Genomic DNA, 18,799 nt, shown 5'->3' with positions numbered 1-18,799 from the left:
GCACGCCCCGGTGGCGCAGGCCTCCTTTCCTGTCATTGCGAGGACGCGCATGCGCGCGTTCCGGCGGCCGGCTCCAGCTGTGCCGGAGCCTGCGATTCAAAAAAACCTTTGTCCCAGGAACGTATCAGGCGCGTCCCTTACGTGGGTTCAGTCGTGGGTTCAGTCGTGGGTTCAGTCGTGGGTTCAGTCGTGGGTTCAGTCGTGGGTTCAGTCGTGGGTTCAGTCGTGGGTTCAGTCGCGGAACAGGTGCGTGGCATGCGTGACTGCACCGCCCGCCCGGATTGCAGCGGCCACGAGCGCGGCTTCCGCAAGTTGCGCATTGGTAGCGCCGGCATCGTGGGCGGCCTTGGTATGCAGGGCGATGCAATACGGGCACTGCGTCGTCAGCGCCACGGCCACCGCAATAATCTGTTTCTGCTGCACCGAAAGCGCGCCATCTGCAAAAGCTGCGTGGTCAAATGCACGGAAGCCCTTCATCGCTTCAGGAGCGTTTTCGTCCAGCTTCTTCAAACGGGCAAGATCCTTCATATCGAACATCGAAAACTCCATCAAGGTTGGGATTGGAGTAGGTATGATAGGAAGGGCAAGGTTCCACTTGGTCTTAGTTTGGTTTCAATTCGTCCAATGATGGCATCCGCCCCTTCCGCACATCGTGTGCTCGAACATTTCCTTGCCACGCTCGGCATTGGCCTCACGCACATCACACGGGGCAACATCCGCGATGGGTTGGGGCGTGCGTTTCGAAGCATGCGAGACGGCAAGCCTCCACTACTGCCTGGACGGGCGATAGCACGAGCAGCGTAGATGTGCCATGTGACAGGACGCGTCCGTCCATTGCCAGCACGCGAGCTTCCGCAGTGATGATTTGACGGCACTGGCTGGCAACGCGGCCTTCGGCGCGGACCCTGCCCGTGTCAGGCTTGATCGGTCTGGAGAAACTGCCCTTTGTCTCGACAGTGGTGTAACCAACGCCGGCGGGAAGAAGGGAGTTGGCCGCACAGCCAGTGGCGCTGTCAATGAGCGTCAGGGGCCATCCGCCGTGCACCGAGCCCATTGGATTGAGCAGCCGTGACGACGGCTCGCCTTCGAACGCGGCGAATCCGTCGCGCTTGCTGGCGCTTAGAATCACAGCGGCGTTGGATGAGGCGCTGGCGCCGTCTGGCCTGACCAGTACTCAATTTGGATTGATGTGCCTGATGATGTGCCTGATTGCGTCGGCAACAGACGACACGCTGGCCGCATTGGCGCAACGGGCCGGGCTGAATCAATCGACCATGTCAAGGAACGCGGATCAACTTGTCGGCACGGGGATGGTGGAAGTTGTCATGGCGGAAGCCGGTCGCCGCCGCCGCGCGGTTTGGCTGACAGAGGCGTGCGCCTTGACATTGCAACAGGCTCTCGCGCTGTGGCAGCCAGCGCACCGCGCGTTGCTTCGGAAGCTGGGTTTAGAGGCGCACAACATCGTGGGCGCCGTCGCAGCAAGGCTGGAGGAGTAGCGTCGAGCCCTGCCTCGCCTCGGCGGCCTGGCACAGGCTTAGCTGACGCCCAGAGTCACCGCTGACTCATTGGTGCGCCTGGTCCACGACGGACGCGCATGATACCGGCTGCCACGTTGCGCCCGGCCTATTTGGCCGGTGCCACCAGCGGTGCGCCCTTCTTCACGATGTAGGTCGCCAGTTCCGATGCCGTGCCGCTGCCGACATTGCGCGCCGAGTGGGGCGTACCGGCGGGAATGAACAGGGATTCACCGGTCTTGAGCGTGACAGGCGGATTGTTGCCGAGCTGGTACTCCAGCGTCCCCTGCAGCACGTACGCAATCTCCTCGCCTGGATGGGAATGCATTGGCGCGAACGCGCCGGGATCGAGGTCAACGCGGACCTGTACCCCCTCGCGACCCGGCACGCTGAGATCGTGCTGAACGAGATCGGTGCGATGGACGCCTGCCATCTGAGCTTGCGCCGTCTGCAGCAACAAGCCGCTGCCGACGAAGAGCATGGCCGCAGCCATCATTCGGGTCGATTTCATCTGCTGACTCCTGTGTCCTGATTGACATTAACGATGAGATTGCATTTCGCCCAGGGGATGGGCGACGACGTGCAGGCAACGTGCGGTCCTGGCAGCAAGCCATGTGGTCCGGGAACCCCCAATGCGAACCCGCACCAATCCCCTGCACATGGCACATTGAAAGATGGCCATGTATCTGGCCTGTGTCTGCGCACGTTTGCCAATGTATCTTCATGTAATCAGGACTCGGATGGATACCTCCGCACACAAAGCCAAGCCACGACGTCGTGCCGCGGCTCCGTACTTTCAAGCACCGTCCCATCAAGGACGACCTGGGTTGACCTGGGGACGCTGTCCCCGTCGCCTGGCCTGGGGTGACCGCGACTGGCTCCGTGCGAGGCGTTCCCATCATCGGAACGCCTCCTTCCAGTACGCTTCAACATGCCTGACCACGCCGGCCGGAAGCGCGACATAATGCTCGGCCGCGGCGTCTGCCTGCCCCTCCGACAGCGCCCACCGGAAGAACGCGATTGCGTCGTTGGTCTCGGCAGCGTTGCCGTTCGCCTTGGAAATCAGGACGAATACGACCCCGGTGATAGGCCAGGCCTGAGGGCCCGAAGCATCTGTCAGCACCTGATAGAAATCCGCCTTCGGATTCCACTCTGCCGCGGTCACCGCCGCGCTGAAGGTTTCGCGCGATGGCTGCACATAGATGCCGTCCCGGTTCTTGACGGCGGCATAGGCGAGCTTGCGCTGCAATGCGTAGGTCAGCTCGACATAGCCAATGGAGCCCTTCACATTGCGAATGTAGGTTGCAACGCCATCGTTGCCATTTGCCCCGACGCCGACGGGCCATTTCACCGTCGTTCCGGCGCCCACGCGTTCTCCCCATTGCGGGCTGACCTTGGTGAGGTAATCCGTCCAGTTGAAGGTGGTCCCCGAACTGTCGTTGCGATGGACGACCACGATCTTCAGGTCCGGCAGCGCCAGGCCAGGGTTTTCCGCGGCAATCGCCCGGTCATTCCAGTTGACGATCCTTCCCTGGTAGATATCCGTCAGCAACGCGCCGGTCGTGCGCAGCTGCCCCGGGCCAACACCATCCAGGTTGAGCACCGGGACAACGCCACCGACCACGATCGGAAACTGCACCAGGCCCGCCGCGCGCAGATCCTCGGGCTTGAGCGGCATGTCGGTGGCGCCGAAGGTCACCCGGGCAGCGCGAATCTGGCGAATCCCGTTTCCCGAGCCCGTGGGTTGATAGTTAACCTGATGGCCGGTTCGGGCGTAGTACGTTGCCGCCCATTTGGACATCAAGGGATAAACAAAGGTGGAACCCGCGCCGGTGATATCGCCGGCGCGTGCCAGTAAAACGGTGCCGAGCAGGAGCAACAGAATCGCAACTTGGCGGATCGCTGGCAGAATCCGCAATCCGCAATCTGGCGCTGGCTTCATGATTGTTCTCCCGCTTCTTCGCCCACGTTTCTGTGCTTGCGCAATTCAGGCTAGCAGATGGCGAGAGACATGACGACAGTAGTCGTGACACCCTGCGGGAAAAAAAACGACTCACTCCATGGACCGTTGCCCGCCAGACGGTGGCAAGCAGTCCATTTATCTCTGCCCCAAAATTGTTTGTGACTGTCATGTTTCTGACATCAGTTGCCAGTGCGCCGACGCATCGACATTGGATCTGCGCAATGGCAGATGAAATCGCCAATGGCGGGCATTTCGCGGCATGGGAGCGATATGGTTGAACACGTAGCGGATGAACGGCAATGGCGTCAGTCGAAACGTGATACCGCGGTACGCTCGCCCGCCGGCAATATGTCGCCATGGACCAGGGCGACAGCGTCGGCTCCGGCCGGGAAGCGCAGCTGCCGGGACCGGTCATTTGCCGCCCGCCACACGGCTTCGGCCACATCGGATGCTTTGGTCACCCTGGCAGGCTGCGCGAATCCGGCCAGCACGGACATCGCATACGCGCCGTACGCTTCGGGGATCATGCCGGCCATGCGCGGCCCTGCGTTTTCCGTGAAGCGGGTGTCCGGGCAATAGCCGGGCTCGACCAGCTTGGCGCGGATGCCGAACTCGCCAAGTTCATGGGCCAGCGAAGCGGTGAAACCTTCGATGGCGGTTTTGCTCGCGGTATAAGCGGCCACGAGCGGCATCGGCGCCAGCGTCGCGCTCGAGGTCACGTTGACGATCACGCCGGCACGGCGCTCGCGCAAGCGCGGCAGCATGGCCTGCGTCAGGGCCATCACGCCGAAGGTATTGGTTTCGAATACCTCGCGCACCGTCGTCATCGGCGTCGCCTCGAAGGCGCCGAACAGGCCCACGCCGGCATTGTTGACGAGCACGTCGATGGGCCCGCACACGGCCAGCGCGGCGTCGATGCTTTCGGCACGGGTCACGTCAAGCGCCAGCAGGCGCAGGCGCTCCGACCGGGGCAACAGGTCTTCACGCGGCGAGCGCATGGTTGCGATGACGTGCCAACCCTGGGACAGGAAATGGTGCGCGGTGGCAAGGCCGTAGCCGGACGAGCAGCCGGTGATCAGGACGGTCTTCATGGTGTTGCTCCTTGTTCGATTGCGATGGCATAACGATAGGGAAGCCTGGCCGGACCATCTATAATCAGACGTCCATATAACTTTCGCATTCGTCCAGACATCATGGATCCGCTGTCTGAAGTGATCGCACTGCTCCGGCCGCGTACGGTGTTTTCCAAGGGCATCAGCGGTGCGGGCCGGTGGAGCGTGCGCTACACGGCGTTCGGCCACCCCAGCTTCTGCGCCGTGCTGGAGGGCGGTTGCGTGCTCGGCGTCGACGGCCAGCAACCCGTCACGCTGCAGGCCGGCGATTTCGTGCTGCTGCCTGCGACGCCCGGCTTCACCATGTCAGGCGCCGAGCCGGCGACGCCGGTGCTGATCGACCCGACGGCGCTCCCGGAGCCCACGGAGGACATGCGCCACGGCACGCCTGACGGGCCACCGGACTTGCGCATGCTGGGCGGCTACTTCCTGTTCGACTCGCCCGATGCCGCGTTGCTGGTGTCGCTGCTGCCCGGCATGGTCCATATCCGCGACGCAGAGCACCTGTCGGTGCTGGTGCGACTCGTCGGCAGGGAAGCGTCGGCGCAACGCCCGGGGCACAGCCTGGTGCTGACGCGCCTGGTGGAGATCCTCCTGGTCGAGGCGTTGCGCTGCGCGCCCGGTGACCCCGCGCCGGCCGGCCTGCTCCGCGGGCTCGCCGACGAACGGCTCGCGGTGGCGCTGAACCACATGCACGCTGACCCCGCGTACACATGGACGGTGGCGGAACTGGCCGCGAAGGCAGCGCTCTCCCGCTCGGGATTCTTTGAGCGGTTCACGCGGGCGGTCGGCCTGCCGCCCATGGAATACCTGGTTGCCTGGCGCATGGCGCTGGCAAAGGACATGCTGCGCAGGCAAGACGTTGCGCTTGCGCAGGTCGCCGAACGGGTCGGCTATGGATCCGCCAGCGCCTTCAGCACGGCGTTCAGCCGACACGTCGGACAGTCGCCGAGCCAGTTCGCACGGCAATCCACGCAGGCGGCGGCCTGACGACTTTGGTGCGCCAGGGCCGCCGCGGTCGCTATCCCTTGTTCGACAGCCGCCCGGCGGTGCGGCTCAGCGCCACGCCAACCTGGATGACCGCCTTTTCCGCCCCCTTGTCCCGGAGGCCGGTCTCGCCTTCGAAGGCCTCGTGCGCCGTGCCCAGCGCGAATGCGTCGGGAATGACCACTACGCCCAGCTTGTCGAGCACGGTGCGCAGCGCCAGCTGCGAGCGCAGGCCGCCCAGCGGCCCCGGCGACGCCGAAAGCAGCGCGGCGGCCTTGCCGGCCAGCAGCGCGACGCCGGAGGTGCCGTCCTCCTGGGGCCGGCTGACCCAGTCCAAGGCGTTCTTCAGCATTGCCGTGTAGCCGCCGTTGTACTCCGGCGTGGCAATCAGCAACGCATCGTGGCCGGCGAATTCGCGCTGCAGGCGGCGCGCTTCGGCCGGCACGCCCTGCTCCGCCTCGTCATCGCCGTCGTAGAGCGGCAGCGCATAGTCCGCCAGCCGGATGGATGTCACCACCGCGCCCGCGTCGCGCGCGCCATACGCCGCGATGTCGAGCAGCTTCTGGTTAAGCGAGCCGCGACGCGAACTTCCGCTTACTGCAAGGATCCTGATACTCACTCGAATGCTCCGGAGCAAAGGTTGAAGTCATGCGGCGGGCGCCGCGCGGTACTCGATCTCGCCGCCAGGCAGGAAATACATCATCAGCGCCTTGCCCGTGACCGTCGGGAAGTGCTCGCTCATCGGCGGGAACACGCGCCAGCCCGCGCCATGCCCGCAGAACTGCGCGCCCGGTTCAAGCGGGACGATCATGTTGATCTCGCCCCGGGTGTGGCAGTGGTACTGGCCCATAACGTCGCGCAACAGCCCGCTTTCCACGCTCATGCCGGCAGTTTCCGGCGAGGGCTCGGCGATCCTGCCGCGCCGGTAGGTGGCACCCTCGATCTCGACATAGCCCGCCCAGCCCTCCTCCACGCCGAGCTGCAGCAGGCGGCACAGCTCCTGGTAAGGGCGAGTACCCGCGCCATATTCGCGGTTCAGATAGGCCTCGAGGTCCTGATCGAGCGGGCGCGAGCGAATCTCGTCGCACAGCTGACGCACCCATTGCAGCAACTCTTCCTTGTGCGGACCGTGCGGCAGCATCTGGCGCTCCTTCTCTGAATCCATCATTCGTCTCCGCTGCCGTCGGCAGGCAAGTTGAAGAACCTGGCGGCATTGCCGCCGAGGATAAGGCGCCTGGCCCGCTCGCCCAGGTGCGGGTGATTCTCCACCAGGGCCCCGATCTTCTGCTCGCCAAGCGGATAGGGATAGTCCGAGCCGAGCAGGACCCGTTCCTCGCCCATCACGTCCACAAGCAGGCGCAGCGCGCCTGCGTCGAATACCGCGCTGTCCACCGAGAACCGGTCCACGTACGACGACGGCAGGTTCGGACAGTCTTCGCGCACGATATCCCGATGCAGCCAGGCGTTGTCGACCCGCCCGAGCAGGAAGGCGAAGCTGCCGCCGCCATGCGCGAAGCACAGCTTGAGCGAGCGCGGGATACGCTCGAACGCGCCGGACAGGATAAGCGAGAGGATGCCCAGCTGGGTCTCGGCCGGCATGGCCACGAGCCAGGGCAGCATCCACCGCTTCATGCGCCCGTCGGTCATCATGTCCCACGGATGGACCAGCACGGGAATGCCTTCCTGCGCGCAATGGCAGAGAAAGCGGACCAGCGCTTCGTCATCGAGGTCCCGCGAACCGACGTGGTTGCCGATCTGCACGCCGCGATGCCCGGCCGCGACGGCACGCGAGGCTTCGCGGCAAGCGAGCTCGATATCCTGCAGCGGCACCTGCGCCAGGGCCATCAGCCGGTCCGGCGCCACCGAGCAGAGCTCCAGCGCCTTGTCGTTCATCCGTTGGGCCCACTGCAGCGCCGCCGGGGCGTCGTAGCGGTAGCCGAACATCACCGGCGTCGCGCACATCAGCTGCGCGTCGATGCCCTGTTCGTCCATCTGTTCAAGGCGCCGCACCGGGTCCCACAGGGGCCGGCTCACCGGCCGGAAGGGCCGCCCGTCCAGCATGATCATGCCGGACTCGCCATCCTCCGCCACGGCAAGCCACGGCACGCCGGGCTGGTCGGCGCGCTCCGCCTCTTCCCGCGAGATCGTGGGGAAGAAGTGGGCGTGCATGTCGATTCGCAATGTCATGGCTTGCTATGCCTCTTCCAGGTTCTGCGCTACCATCTGCCCCACGGTCAGGCAGGTCGTGAACTCGACCTCGCCGACACCATTCACCACCGCCTGCACATGGCTGCCCGGCAGGAGCGGATGCGCGGCCGTGGCGGCGCCCGCCATAATCAGCGTGCCGGCCGGCAGGACCGTTTCCGACGCGCTCGCCAGCCGCGACGCTTCGACCACGGCCCGCAGCGGGTGCCCGAGGATGGCGCCGGTGGAGCCAATCTGCACATCACGCCCGTCCACGCGCAGGATCACGCCCGCATTGCGCAGGCCGTCGACGTCCCTGGCCCAGTTGCCGACGACAAGGCCCGCGCTGGAGCAGTTGTCGGCGACCACGTCCGCGAGCGTGAAACGGAAGTCCTGGTAGCGCGAATCAATGATCTCCATCGCCGGCGCCACGGCTTCCAGGTAGTCTTTGGCCTCCAGCGCGGTCAGCGGCCGCTCGATGGCGCGCCGCGTGAGAAAGCACACTTCGGGCTCGACCCGCGGATGGATAAAGCGGCGCAGGTCGACGCGGCCGCCGTCGTCCTCCAGCATGGTGTCCGTCAGCCAGCCCCAGATCAGGCTGTCGACGCCCATCTGCACCATCTTGGCCCGGCTGGTGAACCCGAGCTTGATGCCGACGCGCCGTTCGCCCCGCTGCACCCGCCGCTCGATCGACGCACGCTGGATCCGATAGGCATCCGGCACCGGGAAGTCTTCGGTGGCGGTGAGCTGGTTGATGGCCCTGGCGTGCAACGCCGCGTCATCCAGCAGGCGCGCCGCAGCTTCGATATCGATCATGCTGCCCTCGCTTGTCGTTCGCCGCGCCGGACCAGGTCGAGCGCAACGTCAATGATCATGTCCTCCTGGCCGCCGACCATCCTCCTGCGGCCCAGTTCGACCAGCACGTCGAACGCGGACAGGCCGTACCGCTGCGCCGCGGCCTCCGCATGGCGCAGGAAACTCGAGTACACGCCGGCGTAGCCAAGCGCCAGCGTCTCCCGGTCGACGCGCACCGGCCGCTCCTGCAGCGGGCGGACGATATCGTCCGCCGAATCGATCAGCTTCTTAACATCGCAGCCGTGGTGCAGTCCCTGGCGGTCGATCGCGGCAATGAACACTTCGAGCGGCGCATTGCCGGCCCCGGCTCCCATGCCGGTCAGCGAGGCATCGATGCGATCGCAGCCTTCCTCGATGGCGACCATGGAATTGGCGACACCGAGCGCAAGGTTGTGGTGCGCATGCATACCCGTCTGCGTAGCGGGATCGAGCACGTCCTTGAGCGCGCGGAAGCGCTCGGCAACGTCGCGCATGTTCAGCGCCCCGCCCGAGTCCACCACGTAGATGCACTGCGCGCCGTAGCTTTCCATCTTCTTCGCCTGCTGCGCGAGCAGTTGTGGCGTCGTCATGTGGCTCATCATCAGGAAGCCGACGGTGTCCATCCCCAGCGAGCGGGCGTATTCGATGTGCTGGCGCGAGATATCGGCCTCGGTGCAGTGCGTCGCCACCCGGACCACGCGGGCGCCCGCGTCATGCGCCTCGCGCAGGTCGTGCAGCGTGCCGATGCCCGGAATCAGCAGGGTCGCCACCTGCGCCCGCCTGACCACGGCTGCCACCGCGGCGACCCACTCGATATCGGTGTGCGCGCCGAACCCGTAGTTGAAGCTCGATCCGGCGAGCCCATCCCCGTGCGCGACCTCGATGCTGTCGACGCCGGCGTCGTCGAGTGCCTGCGCGATGGCAATGGCCTGCGGCAGCGTGTATTGATGGCGCACGGCATGCATGCCGTCGCGCAGCGTCACGTCCGAGACATAGATCTTCTTGCTCATGGCGGTCATCGTCTTCTCCTTCAGGCAGCGACCCAGGCAGCGAGCCGCCTGGCGGCAATCTGGTCGGCGGTGCGCAAGGCGGCCGAGGTCATGATGTCGAGATTGCCGGCATATGCGGGCAGGTAATGCGCCGCGCCTTCGACTTCCAGCAACACGCTGACCTTGAGGCCGGTCGACGATGCGCCGTGCTTAGCGAACTGGCGCGGCAGCGCGACGCGGTCAAACTGCACCGCCTGCTTCAGGCGGTAGCCGGGCACGTAGGCGGCCACCTTCGCCACCTGGGCATGGATCGATGCCTCGATCCGCGCCGTGTCCGCATCGGCGTCGACCAGGCAGTAGACGGTATCGCGCATCAGCAGCGGCGGCTCGGCCGGATTCAGGATGATGATGGCCTTGCCGACCGTCGCCCCGCCGATGACCTCGATGGCGCGCGACGTGGTTTCCGTGAACTCGTCGATATTCGCGCGCGTGCCCGGGCCGGCCGACCGGCTCGCGATCGATGCCACGATCTCGGCATAGTGGACCGGGGTGACGTCCGAGACCGCGCGGACGATGGGAATCGTCGCCTGGCCGCCGCACGTCACCATATTGACGTTCTCCGAATCGAGGTTCGCGTCGAGATTGACCGACGGCACGACGAACGGGCCGAGCGCGGCCGGGGTCAGGTCGATCACCGTGACGCCGTGCCGAGCCAGCACCAAGGCGTGCCGCGCATGCGCGCCGGCCGAGGTCGCATCGAAAGCGATGCGGATGTCGCGAAACCCGGGCATGGCGACCAGGCCGTCGAGACCGTCGGCCGTGGTGGCCACGCCCATCCGCGCGGCGCGCGCCAGGCCGTCCGATTCCGGATCGATGCCGACCATGACAGCCATGCTGAGATGTTCGGCATGGCGCAGGACCTTGATCATCAGGTCCGTGCCGATGTTGCCCGAGCCGATGATGGCGACGGGGACTCTGGTTTTGTCATTCACGATTGGATTTCCGGTTGCTTCGAGAAAGCGGCGCGCACCTCGCCCAGGCCTTCGATGCGCGCGCTGAATACATCGCCCGGCACCACCGCTGCCATCGGGCCCAATGCGCCGGTCAGCACCACATCGCCGGCGCGCAGCGGCTCGCCCATCCGGGCCATGGTGTCGGCGAGCCAGATCGCCGCGTTCAGCGGATTGCCCAGGCACGCGGCACCGGCTCCCACGCTGACCTGCTCGCCATTGCGCTCCATCAGCATTCCGCACCTGACCAGGTCGAGCGCTTCCAGCCTGACTGGCTGCGAGCCCAGGACGAAGCATCCGCTGGACGCGTTGTCGGCGACGGTGTCGAGCAGGCGGATGTCCCAGTTCGCGATCCGGCTGCCGACCACCTCGATGGCCGGCAGCGCAAATGCCGTGGCACGAATGATGTCCGCCACCGTATGCCGCGCATGCGGCAGGTCGCGCTCCAGCACCAGCGCAATCTCGGCTTCGACCTTGGGCTGGTGGGTCCGCGAGAACGGGATTTCCTCGCCATCGCCGAACGCCATGCCGTCCAGCAGCGTGCCGAAATCCGGCGCATTCACGCCGAGCTGCGCCTGCACGCTGCGCGACGTCAGGCCGATCTTCCGCCCGACGCGGCGCGCGCCCGCCAGCACCCGGTGCGCAACGTTGATCTGCTGGATGCGGTAGGCGTTCTCCAGCGGGTTACCGTCGATCGCCGCGATCGCCTCGCGCACCGGCGGCACGGGCGCGAACGGCAGCCCGTCATGGGCCTTCCTGAGGGCATCGGCAATGGCCTGCCGGGCTGTGTCATGTGCCGCGCTCATGCCACCCTCACACAGATATTGGTCAGTTCGGAATAGAAGTCCATCGAATGGCGCCCGCCTTCACGGCCGAAGCCGGACAGCTTGGTGCCGCCGAACGGCGTGCGCAGGTCGCGCGCATACCAGGCGTTGACCCAGACGATGCCGGTCTCGATGCGCTGCGCGACGCGGTGGCCGCGCGCCAGGTGCGTGGTCCAGACGCTTGCCGCCAGGCCATAGTTGCTATGGTTGACGCGCGCCACCACTTCGTCCTCGGCGTCGAACGGCGCGATATGGCATACCGGGCCGAACACTTCCTCGTTGACGCAGCGCGCGCTGTCCGGTAGCCCGGTCCAGATCGTCGGCTGCACGAAGGCGCCGTTGTCGCAGGCATCGCCGAAGCGCGGCACGTCGCCGCCTGTGACAACGGTGGCGCCCTCCTCCACGGCGAGCCGCAGATAGCCCAGCACCTTGTCGCGGTGCGCGGCGGAGATCATCGGGCCGGTCGTCACCCCGGACACATACGGCGATCCGATCCGCAGGGCCTCGGTCCGCGTCTTGAGTTCCGCGACGAAGCGCTCGAAGATCGGGCGCTCGACATAGACGCGCTCCGTGCACATGCACACCTGCCCCGCGTTGGTGAAGCTGGAGCGCAGCACGCCTTCCACGGCGGCATCGAAGTCGGCGTCCGCAAAGACGATGGCCGCGTTCTTTCCGCCCAGTTCGAAGGAGATGTTCTTCACGCCATCGGCCACCGCCTTCATGATCGTGCTGCCGGTGCGCGACTCGCCGGTGAAGGTGATGGCATCGATGTCCGGGTGCCGGGTCAGCCATTCGCCGGCAGCGCTGGGCCCGTGGCCGTGAACCAGGTTGAAGACGCCGTTGGGCAGGCCGCTGTCGCGGATCACTTCGGCCAGCAGCGTCGCACTGGTGGGGGCTTCTTCCGAGGGCTTGGCCACCACGGAATTGCCCATCGCCAGTGCCGGCGCCACCTTCCACGTCAGCAGCAGCAGCGGCAGGTTCCATGGGGAAATCACCCCGACCACGCCCAGCGGCTTGCGCGTGACGTAGTTGAGCAGCTGCGTGCCATCGGCACCGGCAGACTCGAAGCACTCGCTGTGCGCGGTGCTCACCAGGTCCGCAAAGGTGCGGAAATTCGCGATGCCGCGCGCGATATCCAGCTCCCGGGCCTGCGCGATCGGGCGTCCCGTATCGGCCACTTCCGCGGCCACGAACTCGTCGAAGCGTTGCTGGATACCGTCCGCGATGCGGTGCAAGGCTGCCGCGCGCTGCGCCGTGGTGAACTGGCGCCAGGGCCCGCGCTGGGCCCGGCGCGCGGCCTGCACGGCGGCATCGACCGCGTCGGCGTCGGCCTCCGCCACGCGCGACAGCTCACGCCCGTCGATCGGGCTCAGCTTGGCGAACGAGCCCGCAGACGCCACGAACTCTCCATCAATGAAATGCCGCAGCTGTCGGGGCAATCCCTCTGCGACCTCGGCGTAGTACTCCATGGGTTCTCCTGCACATTGTTGGTGAAAGCAAGTGTAGGAGTGCCCGTTTGCCTTGGATAATCAATCCTTGGCGGGTTGATATAAGGGCGTGGAATAGTGAGACGCCGACACAGCGCGGATGGCGGCCGCAACGGGGACGCGCATCAGAAGATGTGCTTGATGCCCAGCATCGCGCCAAGCTGGTTGCCGCCCGCGGTCGGCGGTGCGGCCGGCGTACCGCCCGAACTGACCGACAGTGCAAGGTGCCCGCCGTTGTCGATGAAGCCGGCGGTGCCGTAGACCGTGGTGCGTCTGGACAACGCGTAATTCGCCCTTGCTGCATATAGCCAGGCCTTGTTGGCACTGTGGTGATAGCGCAGGAAAAGGACCTCTGCGTCGACGCTGAAGGCCGGCGTCACCGTATACGAGGCGCCGCCGTACCAGAGATCGCTGCGCGGCGTGGCAGGGTTGGCGTCGTTGTCCCGCCGGATCCAGCCGCCGCCGAGCTTTGCCTTGCCGATATTGGCGTACCCGCTCAGTGAAAGCCGGTCGTCCTTCATGCCGCTGCTGCCCAGCCCGGCGCCGGCCCTCGCCGCGCCACGCAGCGAATCGTAGGCAACGGCCATGCCCCATGCGCTGGTGTTGTAGCCGATCAACGCCGACCACTCCCGGCACGCACGGCGGTCGGCAGGGTTCTCTCCTGCGCAGGGGGCGCCGGCCGGCGCGGCATCCCGGCCCAGGCTGTAGGTGGCGCCGAGCGTCACGCCACCAAACGTTCCCTTGTAGGAAATCGCATTGTCGGCGCGCGGATTGGCGAGGTAGCTGTCCAGCGAGGATGAGCCAAACGTGTTCGGCCCGAGCATGTCGGCATCGAGCGTCGCCCAGAACAGCATGGTGTACTGTCGCCCGAGCGCCAACTGGCCCCAGCGCCCGTTCAGGCCGACCCACGCCTGCCGCCCGAACAGGCGCCCGGCCTGGTTGGACACGCCGGAATCCGGCGCGAAGCCGGATTCCAGGACGAATGCAGACTTGAGGCCGCCGCCCAGGTCTTCGGTCCCTCTCAGGCCCCAGCGCGATGGCACGGTTCCCGAGAGATTGTTCATTCTGACGAGCGCGCTGTTGTTGGCACCGGTGTGGTTGAGAACCTCCACGCCGGTGTCGACGACACCGTACAACGTCACGGATTGAGCAAGGGCGATGGTTGGCAAACTCATCGCGCCAGCCCAGATGGCTCGGCCTGGCTTCACGTCTCCTCCTTCTTTGTATTGCGGCAGTTGGTTCTGGTAATTCACGGAAAGCGGACAAAGCGGTCCACTCGAGCCTGCGTGGCGCAGGCTCGGTCAGTCGGGGTTATCGCGTTGTCTTGAGGGGTCTGGGCAGCGCTGCTGAGGCCGGATCCGCGCAGTCAGGACGCCTTGTCGGTGCCGGAGACCTCTTTCAGGCATTCGATAAAGACCTCGCACGCCGGCGTGAGCGCCTTGTTGGCCCGCACCGAGTAGCCCACCGTGCCGAACGCGCCGAGTTCAGGAATCGACAGCGTCCGCAGGAGCCCGGCCTGCACGAACTGCCTGGCCGCGACCCGCGGCATCACCGCGATGCGGTTCGTCGTCAGCAGCAGCCCGAGGTTGGTCAGGACGGACATGGATTCCACCAGGTCGCGCGGCAGCTCGATGCCGGCGTTGCGGAACATCCGTTCAACGGCGTAGCGCAACGGAGAGTCCGGCGTGGGAAGGATCCATGGATGCTGGTCCAGCTCGTGCAACGATGTCACGGACTGGCCAACGGCGTCATTGGCGCTGCCGACCACCACGTCCAGCAAATCCTCGAACAGCACCTGGTGCGTCAGCGGAAAGGCATCCGAGATCGGCAGCTCCAGTTCAGGCAACCTGCCGACGACGATGTCGACCTCGCCGGTGGCCAGTGCCGGGAACAGCTGTGCGGTCGGCCCTTCGCGCACCGTGACGATGATGTTCGGCGCCCGCTCCTTCAGCCTGGCGATCGTGGAAGGCAGCAGGTGCGCCGATGCGGCGATCATCGTACCGACCACCACCCGGCCCGCGCTGCCGAAACGGAACTGGTCGAGCTCCTCGGTCATGTAGCGGAACTCGGCCAGCAGCGACTTCACCCGCCGCGCCAGCACCAGCCCCAGTTCGGTCGGCACCACGCCGCGATTGGAGCGGGCAAAGAGGGTGCCGTCGACACAGCCCTCCAGCTCCTGGATGATCTTGGTGACCGCCGGCTGGGTGAGTCCCATGTCGTTGGCGGCATGGAGGATGGAACCGGTCTCGATGACGCGGTCGAACACCAGCAGCTGGCTCAGCTTCAGATTCCGGCTCAGCCGGATCTGCGTTAGCGGATGAATGTGCATGGCAGGATCACCCCCGGGGCGGCACTCACTCTCTGGCAACGCCCACCGTCGGCAGGTAGGTCGGCACCGCAATCCGGCGACGGTCGGACGAGCGGCAGTAGTTTGGCCCGCCCAGGCGCCCCACCGGGTAGAACCGGTCGACCCTGATACGGAGCTTCTCGTCGTCGAACAGGTCGTCGCGGATATACATCGACACGATCTCGCCGAAGACGATGGCGCGCTGCGTCGAAAACTCGAAGACCTTGAACAGCCGGCATTCCCACGCCACCGGCGCCTCGCGGATCCGCGGCACCGCGACCGCCTCCGAAGTCGCGAGCGACAAACCCACCGCCTCGGCCTCGCAGACATGCGCCGGATAGTCGCTGCCGCACATCACCGCGCGCTCGACGATGGGCTCGTCGACCATGTTGACGACGAATTCGCGCCGATCGAGGATGTTCCTGAGCGTGTCCTTGACCTCGCCGGGCCGGTGGCTCTCGTCGCCGTAGTGATCGACCGCGATCGCAAACAAAGGCGGGTCCTCGCCCATGTAGTTGAAGGCACTGTATGGCGCCGCGTTGCAGACGCCGTCGCTGCCGAGGCTGGTGACCAGCGCAATGGGGCGCGGCCCCACGCTGCCGGTAATCAGCCAGTACTTTTGCCTGGCCGACAGGCCCGACATGGCAATAGTTGTCATTGGTGGTCCCGTTTGCAAACCCTTATCAACGCACCGGCGAACGCACCGGCGCTGCGCCGCGGCCCGGATGGATGGCGCCGCAATGGCTGCAGCGCCGCTTGTCTTCGGAAGCATAGAAAGCCGCGAACAGCGGCGGCAGGTCATCGACGATGCTCCTGAGCTGGACCTCCGCCCGGCAGACCAGGCCGTCGCAGCTGTCGCAATACCATTCAAAGCCGTCGACGGCCCCGGCCGGACGCTGGCGCTCGATGACCAGGCACACGCTGTCCTCCTCGGGCCGCTGCGGCGAATGGCGAACGTGCGGCGGCAGCAGGAAGACGTCTCCTTCCCGCAGGTCGACCCGCTCGCGCCTGCCTTCCACCATCAGGTTCAGGTACGCGTTTCCCCTGAGCTGGTAGAAAAATTCCTCGAACGGGTCGTCGTGATAGTCGGTACGCAGATTCGGGCCGCCGACCGCGGTCACGATCAGGTCCGCGTCCTGCCATACCTGCTGGTTGCCCACGGGAGGCTTGAGGAGATGCCGGTGCGCGTCGATCCAATGGTTAAAGTTGAATGGCGCTCCGTACTTCAGCATAGTGTTCTCCATGTCATGGCTCGTGGGTCTGCGCTGCCTCGGCGCGGGGCGCGTAGGCAACGGCCTTGATCTCGATGGTCAGCAACGGATGCGGCAACTGGTGGACGGCGACGGTCGTCCGCGCCGGCCCGGCTTCGTCGAAATACTCCGCATACACCTCGTTATAGCCGCCAAAGTCATTCATATTCACCAGAAATGTGGTGATCTCGACCAGATTGGCCAGGTCTGCGCCCTCCGCCCGCAGGATGTCGCGGATGTTCTCGATCACGGCTCGGGTCTGCGCCCGGATATCGACGCGGGACGTACCCATTTCGTCCACGGCCGCCCCGACGAAGCTGTTGTCGGGACGCCTTGAACTGGTGCCGGAAACGAACAGGAAATCGCCGGCGCGCACCACGTGGGGAAACCGCCCCCGGGGCGTGGCCTTGCCTTGCACCAGCCGCGCCTGAGCAGACTGCTTCATATCAATGCTCCATTTACTTTCAGGTTGAGCGGGACACTGCCTGTGTGTCACCGGTTCACGTCGACGTCCTTGGTCTCCTTCAGCAGGAACATGCCGAGGACGACCGAGATGCCGCCTACCGCAATCGCGTACCACAACCCGCCCAGCACGCTGCCTGACTTGACCGCCAGCACCGTGGACATGAACGGCGCCAGGCCGCCGAAGTAACCCGCACCGATGTTGTAGGGGATCGAGATCGAGGTGTAGCGCACCGCCGCCGGGAACAGCTCCACGTAGTACGCGGACATCGGCCCATAGGCCATCGCGCCCCAGATCATCAGCAGGAACAGCAGCAGGTACATCATGGGCCGGTTGATTGCCGCTTCATCGGCCGCCGGGGGATAGCCCGCGGCAACGAGCGCGTCCCGATAGGCCTTCTCATCGAAGCCGGCCACCGGCTTGTCGCCGATATACGTCACCAGCGGCTCGCCGGCCAGGCCAGGCTCCACGCGGTAGGACAGGCCCGCCTGCGTCAGGAAGTCGCGCGCCTTGTCGCACGCGGTCTGAGTGCTGGAGAAAATGCTGTCCGAGCAGTCCGAAGACGCCACGCGGATGGTGACGGACTGCTGGAACTGCGCGAGGGCGGGATTCACCGCCTTGCCGAGTTGCGAGAAGATCGGCAGGAAGGTCAGCACTGCCATGCCGCAGCCGATCAGCACGATCCATTTCCGGCCGACCTTGTCCGACAGCCAGCCGAAGAACACGTAGAGCGGCAGCGAGAAGACCAGCGCGACGACGAGATAGCTGTACGCCTGGCTGGACGGCACCTTCAGCGTCGACGTCAGGAAATACAGGACATAGAAGTTGCACGTGTACCAGACCACGCCGACCGCGGCCTGCGCGCCGAACAGGACCGCCAGCATCCGCCGCACGTTCTGGCCGACCATGAGGCTGTCGCGCAGCGGTGCGCTCGATGTGCGGTTTTCTGCCTTCATGCGCTGGAACACCGGCGACTCGGAAAGGGTCGTGCGGATGTAGGTCGATACGGCAAGCAGCAGCACCGACGCCAGGAACGGCACGCGCCAACCCCAGACTGCGAAGTCCTCCGCGGAAATCCACAGCTGGCAGAGCTGCGTCACGGCCAGCGAAAGCAGGAAGCCGAATGTCGCCGTGGTCTGGAGCCAGCCGGTGGCATAGCCCCGCCGGCCGGATGGCGTATGTTCGGCGATGTAGGCCGCGGCTCCGCCATACTCTCCACCCAGCGCGAGCCCCTGCAGCAGGCGCAGCACGATCAGGATGGCCGGCGAAGCCCATCCCAGGGTTTCATAGGACGGCAGCAAGCCGATGCCCGCCGTCGAAATGCCCATCAGCACGACCGTGGCAAGAAAGGTTGCCTTGCGCCCGGCCTTGTCGCCGAACCGTCCGAATACGACGGCACCTAGCGGCCGGATAATGAAGCCGATGCCGAATGTCGCCAGCGATGCGAGATAGCTGGCGGTTGAATTTCCGGCGGGAAAAAAGTGCGACGAAAAGAATATCGCCAGGCTTCCATAAAGGAAGAAGTCATACCACTCGAGTACGGTGCCGACGCACGCGCCTACGACCACCTTCGCCTCTTCGCGCTTCGACGCGCCGTGCGCTCGCACATTCGCTGCTAGTTCGCTGCTCATCCAGTCTCTCCTCCGTCCATCGGCTTACGGGCTACGAAGCGCCGTTGCTGCCGTCGAAGAGGAGTCTAAGAGCCGCGCCGGTCAGGCCATAATCAATCCTCAGGTCATTGCTATTCCATGCCGGAATAGCAGCGCCGCAAGCCAGACCACAGCGTGGAAAGCGGCGCGCGCAAGCTTTCGCGGCGCCTGCTCGCCAGGTGATTC

Annotated in this window: 21 protein-coding genes; 2 read left to right on the top strand and 19 right to left on the bottom strand. The window is 65.6% G+C overall.

The genetic code is table 11. The annotated features are described in order from the left end of the window. Window positions 1-231: 231 nt before the first annotated feature. Complete coding sequence (locus AC5WJ1_RS24505; RefSeq protein ID WP_494476614.1) at window positions 232-537, bottom strand: carboxymuconolactone decarboxylase family protein; 306 nt, start codon at window positions 535-537, stop codon at window positions 232-234. 163 nt (window positions 538-700) lie between these two features. After that, on the bottom strand, window positions 701-1,054 hold the full coding sequence (locus tag AC5WJ1_RS24500) for a PaaI family thioesterase (protein ID WP_494476613.1): 354 nt from the start codon (window positions 1,052-1,054) through the stop codon (window positions 701-703). A gap of 4 nt (window positions 1,055-1,058) precedes the next feature. Here AC5WJ1_RS24500 and AC5WJ1_RS24495 point away from each other — a divergent pair, with 4 nt between their 5' ends. Next, window positions 1,059-1,496, top strand: a complete 438-nt coding sequence (locus tag AC5WJ1_RS24495) for a MarR family winged helix-turn-helix transcriptional regulator (RefSeq protein WP_494476612.1) — start codon at window positions 1,059-1,061, stop codon at window positions 1,494-1,496. 127 nt (window positions 1,497-1,623) lie between these two features. Here the strand turns inward: AC5WJ1_RS24495 and AC5WJ1_RS24490 are convergent, their stop codons facing one another. The 3 genes from AC5WJ1_RS24490 to AC5WJ1_RS24480 all read right to left on the bottom strand — a co-directional run bounded on the left by AC5WJ1_RS24490 (window position 1,624) and on the right by AC5WJ1_RS24480 (window position 4,568). Further along, window positions 1,624-2,025, bottom strand: a complete 402-nt coding sequence (locus AC5WJ1_RS24490) for a cupin domain-containing protein (RefSeq protein WP_133095743.1) — start codon at window positions 2,023-2,025, stop codon at window positions 1,624-1,626. 387 nt (window positions 2,026-2,412) lie between these two features. Beyond that, window positions 2,413-3,456 carry a phosphate ABC transporter substrate-binding protein PstS gene (gene pstS, locus AC5WJ1_RS24485; RefSeq protein WP_195426920.1) on the bottom strand — a complete coding sequence of 348 codons (1,044 nt, stop codon included), beginning with the start codon at window positions 3,454-3,456 and terminating at the stop codon, window positions 2,413-2,415. Between the two features lie 326 nt (window positions 3,457-3,782). Beyond that, window positions 3,783-4,568 (bottom strand): SDR family oxidoreductase, encoded by a 786-nt coding sequence (locus tag AC5WJ1_RS24480; RefSeq protein ID WP_494476611.1) that lies wholly within the window; start codon window positions 4,566-4,568, stop codon window positions 3,783-3,785. A gap of 99 nt (window positions 4,569-4,667) precedes the next feature. Between AC5WJ1_RS24480 and AC5WJ1_RS24475 the strand changes: the two genes are divergently transcribed. Further along, window positions 4,668-5,579: an AraC family transcriptional regulator gene (locus AC5WJ1_RS24475; RefSeq protein WP_494476979.1), complete on the top strand. Its 912-nt coding sequence runs from the start codon at window positions 4,668-4,670 to the stop codon at window positions 5,577-5,579. Between the two features lie 31 nt (window positions 5,580-5,610). Here the strand turns inward: AC5WJ1_RS24475 and AC5WJ1_RS24470 are convergent, their stop codons facing one another. From AC5WJ1_RS24470 to AC5WJ1_RS24405, 14 genes are all read right to left on the bottom strand, one after another. Next, entirely contained in the window at window positions 5,611-6,195 is a 585-nt protein-coding gene (locus AC5WJ1_RS24470) for an NADPH-dependent FMN reductase (protein ID WP_135703068.1), read from the bottom strand. 27 nt (window positions 6,196-6,222) lie between these two features. Further along, window positions 6,223-6,744 carry a 4-hydroxylaminobenzoate lyase gene (locus AC5WJ1_RS24465; RefSeq protein WP_240745828.1) on the bottom strand — a complete coding sequence of 174 codons (522 nt, stop codon included), beginning with the start codon at window positions 6,742-6,744 and terminating at the stop codon, window positions 6,223-6,225. Next, window positions 6,741-7,763 (bottom strand): amidohydrolase family protein, encoded by a 1,023-nt coding sequence (locus tag AC5WJ1_RS24460; protein ID WP_133095748.1) that lies wholly within the window; start codon window positions 7,761-7,763, stop codon window positions 6,741-6,743. The genes AC5WJ1_RS24465 and AC5WJ1_RS24460 overlap by 4 nt, the downstream gene beginning before the upstream one ends. A gap of 6 nt (window positions 7,764-7,769) precedes the next feature. After that, window positions 7,770-8,576, bottom strand: a complete 807-nt coding sequence (locus AC5WJ1_RS24455) for a 2-keto-4-pentenoate hydratase (RefSeq protein WP_195426915.1) — start codon at window positions 8,574-8,576, stop codon at window positions 7,770-7,772. Next, a complete protein-coding gene (dmpG, locus tag AC5WJ1_RS24450) occupies window positions 8,573-9,613 on the bottom strand; it encodes a 4-hydroxy-2-oxovalerate aldolase (RefSeq protein ID WP_494476610.1) in 1,041 nt (346 codons plus the stop codon). Before dmpG ends, AC5WJ1_RS24455 begins: the two co-directional genes overlap by 4 nt. An 11-nt stretch (window positions 9,614-9,624) precedes the next feature. Next, window positions 9,625-10,575: an acetaldehyde dehydrogenase (acetylating) gene (locus AC5WJ1_RS24445; protein WP_133095751.1), complete on the bottom strand. Its 951-nt coding sequence runs from the start codon at window positions 10,573-10,575 to the stop codon at window positions 9,625-9,627. Beyond that, entirely contained in the window at window positions 10,572-11,399 is an 828-nt protein-coding gene (gene mhpD / locus AC5WJ1_RS24440; protein ID WP_135703071.1) for a 2-keto-4-pentenoate hydratase, read from the bottom strand. Before mhpD ends, AC5WJ1_RS24445 begins: the two co-directional genes overlap by 4 nt. Beyond that, window positions 11,396-12,886 (bottom strand): 2-hydroxymuconic semialdehyde dehydrogenase, encoded by a 1,491-nt coding sequence (locus AC5WJ1_RS24435; RefSeq protein ID WP_135703072.1) that lies wholly within the window; start codon window positions 12,884-12,886, stop codon window positions 11,396-11,398. Before AC5WJ1_RS24435 ends, mhpD begins: the two co-directional genes overlap by 4 nt. A gap of 143 nt (window positions 12,887-13,029) precedes the next feature. Continuing rightward, window positions 13,030-14,112 carry a porin gene (locus AC5WJ1_RS24430; protein WP_494476978.1) on the bottom strand — a complete coding sequence of 361 codons (1,083 nt, stop codon included), beginning with the start codon at window positions 14,110-14,112 and terminating at the stop codon, window positions 13,030-13,032. Window positions 14,113-14,270: 158 nt separating this feature from the next. After that, window positions 14,271-15,233 carry a LysR family transcriptional regulator gene (locus tag AC5WJ1_RS24425; RefSeq protein ID WP_135703073.1) on the bottom strand — a complete coding sequence of 321 codons (963 nt, stop codon included), beginning with the start codon at window positions 15,231-15,233 and terminating at the stop codon, window positions 14,271-14,273. Between the two features lie 25 nt (window positions 15,234-15,258). Next, a complete protein-coding gene (locus AC5WJ1_RS24420; protein WP_135703074.1) occupies window positions 15,259-15,909 on the bottom strand; it encodes a flavin reductase family protein in 651 nt (216 codons plus the stop codon). A 25-nt stretch (window positions 15,910-15,934) separates the two neighbouring features. Beyond that, the gene (locus AC5WJ1_RS24415; RefSeq protein WP_135703075.1) at window positions 15,935-16,483 is read right to left on the bottom strand and encodes a 3-hydroxyanthranilate 3,4-dioxygenase; all 549 of its coding nucleotides are present in this window, start codon (window positions 16,481-16,483) and stop codon (window positions 15,935-15,937) included. Between the two features lie 13 nt (window positions 16,484-16,496). Next, window positions 16,497-16,946: a RidA family protein gene (locus AC5WJ1_RS24410; protein ID WP_135703076.1), complete on the bottom strand. Its 450-nt coding sequence runs from the start codon at window positions 16,944-16,946 to the stop codon at window positions 16,497-16,499. 47 nt (window positions 16,947-16,993) lie between these two features. After that, complete coding sequence (locus AC5WJ1_RS24405) at window positions 16,994-18,595, bottom strand: MFS transporter (protein ID WP_494476609.1); 1,602 nt, start codon at window positions 18,593-18,595, stop codon at window positions 16,994-16,996. Between the last annotated feature and the right edge of the window lie 204 nt (window positions 18,596-18,799).

The organism is Cupriavidus sp. MEYA8 (genome assembly GCF_059278825.1).
This window is presented reverse-complemented; position numbering and strand designations above follow the sequence as displayed.